Below are 2,297 nucleotides of genomic sequence, written 5' to 3'. Positions count from 1 at the left end.
CTGGCGCCCCAAGCTGGGCACCGTGCGCAACCTGTACGCGCAGCCGGTGCTGGAGCCGCAGAGCGCGGCGTGGTTCGCCCAGCGCCTGGACCTGTTCAACAAGGCCTACGACCGCACCGCGCTGATGGCGATGCCCTGGATGGAAGGCAGCCGCCGCCCGCAGCGTTGGCTGGACAAGCTGGTGGTGGCCGTGCGTGCGCACGACCCCGAGCTGAAGCACACGATGTTCGAGCTGCAGACCGTGGACTGGCGCACGCAGCGGCCGATCAGCGGCGAACAGCTGCGCGCGCAGATCCGCCGCCTGCAGGCACAGGGCGTGCGCCATTTCGCGTGGTACCCGGACGATTTCATCGCCGACAAGCCGTCGACCCAGGATGCACGCGCGGCGATGTCCGCGCGCAACTTCCCGTATCCGGAGAAGTGACGTGGACATGAATCCGTGGCTCAACGCCATGTTCCAGTTCGCCTTCTTCTACCCCATGGTGATGGCGTTCTTCTGGATGTCCGGGGGCCTGTACTACTTCTTCCGCCGTGAGCGGAAGTCGCRGCCGCGCAACGACCCACCACCGATGGCGGAGTATCCGTTCGCCAGCCTGCTGATCCCGTGCCACAACGAATCGGCGAACCTGGACGACACCCTCGGCGCGGCACTGGCCCAGCGCTACCCGGACTTCGAGGTGATCGCCATCAACGATGGCAGCACCGACGACACCGGCATCCGCCTGGACGCGCTTGCAGCGCTTCATCCGCGCCTGCGCGTGGTCCATCTGGACCGCAACCTGGGCAAGGCCAATGCGTTGCGCATGGGCGCGCTGGCCGCGAGATCGGAGTACCTGGTGTGCATCGATGGCGATGCCATGCTGGAAGAGTTCGCCATGCACTGGATGGTCTGGCACCTGACCAGCGGCCCGCGCGTGGGTGCGGTAACCGGCAACCCGCGGATCCGCAATCGCTCCACCCTGCTCGGCCGTCTGCAGGTGGCGGAGTTCTCCTCGATCATCGGCATGATCAAGCGCGCCCAACGCGTGTACGGCCGCATCTTCACCGTGTCCGGGGTCATTGCCGCGTTCCGTCGCACCGCCCTGCACCGCATCGGCTATTGGGCCGATGACATGGTCACCGAGGACATCGACATCAGCTGGCGGCTGCAGCTGGATCATTGGGACATCCGTTACGAGCCCAATGCGCTGTGCTTCATCCTGATGCCGGAAACGCTGAAAGGCCTGTGGCGGCAGCGACTGCGCTGGGCACAGGGCGGTGTGGAAGTCCTGCTGCGCCACGGCTCATCGTTGTTCAGCTGGCGCAAGCGGCGGATGTGGGGCGTGCTGCTGGAATACATCCTCAGCGTGCTGTGGGCCTACACCATGCTGGTGATCATCCTGCTGTGGGCAGTGGGCAAGTTCATCCCGATGCCGCCGTCGTTGTACATCGACACGTTGCTGCCGCAATGGCATGGCGTGATCCTGGCCCTGGTCTGCCTGCTGCAGTTCGCCAGCAGCCTGATCATCGACAGGCGTTACGAAACGCATATCGGCCGCAACTATTTCTGGGTCATCTGGTACCCGATGGCGTACTGGTTGATCAGCCTGTTCACCACGCTGGTGGCGCTGCCGAAGACCCTTCTCCGGCGGCGTGGCAAGCGTGCCACCTGGGTCAGCCCAGACAGAGGTATACGATGAACGCACATCGCCAGACGACCGCCAGGACGCCGTCCAACCGCTTCGACTCGCGGCTGATCCAGAAGCCGCTCAAGCAGCCCCGCCTGCAGCRCACCGCCTGGGGATTTGTGACCCTGGCGTTCTGGGGGTTTTACTTCTACCTGTGGGCACCGCTGGTCACGCTGGTGTCCTGGTTGCTCGGTGGGCAGCTGGCGTGGCTGCAGCTGTACGAGCGCAAGCAGCATCTCGACCCGTTCGTGATCATCGCCCTGCCGGTGATCCTGGCGTGCTGTGCGCTGCTGCTGATCGCCTGGGCCGAGTACAACCGCTACCGCTTCGCCGGCAAGGAACGGCGCGGCCCGCACGAGGACGCAAGTCGTGCGGAAATCGCCCATTCGCTGGGCGCCAGCGATCAGCTTGCCGAACAGATGTTCGGTGCCAAGGCCATCACCCTGCACATGGATGAGCATGCACGGCCGCTGGGCATGACCGCGCAGCTGTTGAGGTAACGGGGGTTCGGCCGGGCGGCGCCCGGCACCCGCAGAGGCCGAAGCAACAGCAACAGCTGGCATTCCGTGGGAGGCGGGGCGGTGTCGGATTGCGGGGACGCCGCAAGTACGTCCTTGTAGGCTTGGCAGC

The 2,297-nt window shown here is 65.4% G+C and carries 3 protein-coding genes; all 3 read left to right on the top strand.

Annotated features, from left to right (window positions below; translation table 11 throughout):
- The coding region (locus tag AB4Y84_RS19695) for a poly-beta-1,6-N-acetyl-D-glucosamine N-deacetylase PgaB (RefSeq protein WP_442250729.1) at window positions 1-424 on the top strand (424 nt) is incomplete at its 5' end.
- A 7-nt stretch (window positions 425-431) separates the two neighbouring features.
- Window positions 432-1,679, top strand: a complete 1,248-nt coding sequence (gene pgaC / locus AB4Y84_RS19690; protein WP_442250730.1) for a poly-beta-1,6-N-acetyl-D-glucosamine synthase — start codon at window positions 432-434, stop codon at window positions 1,677-1,679.
- Window positions 1,676-2,167: a poly-beta-1,6-N-acetyl-D-glucosamine biosynthesis protein PgaD gene (pgaD, locus tag AB4Y84_RS19685; RefSeq protein WP_442250728.1), complete on the top strand. Its 492-nt coding sequence runs from the start codon at window positions 1,676-1,678 to the stop codon at window positions 2,165-2,167. Before pgaC ends, pgaD begins: the two co-directional genes overlap by 4 nt.
- Window positions 2,168-2,297: the final 130 nt, after the last annotated feature.

This window comes from Stenotrophomonas sp. 2YAF22, assembly GCF_052114665.1.
Lineage (GTDB): Bacteria > Pseudomonadota > Gammaproteobacteria > Xanthomonadales > Xanthomonadaceae > Stenotrophomonas > Stenotrophomonas indicatrix.
The sequence above is the reverse complement of the archived record's forward strand: the minus strand, read 5'-3'. Positions and strand labels throughout refer to the sequence as shown.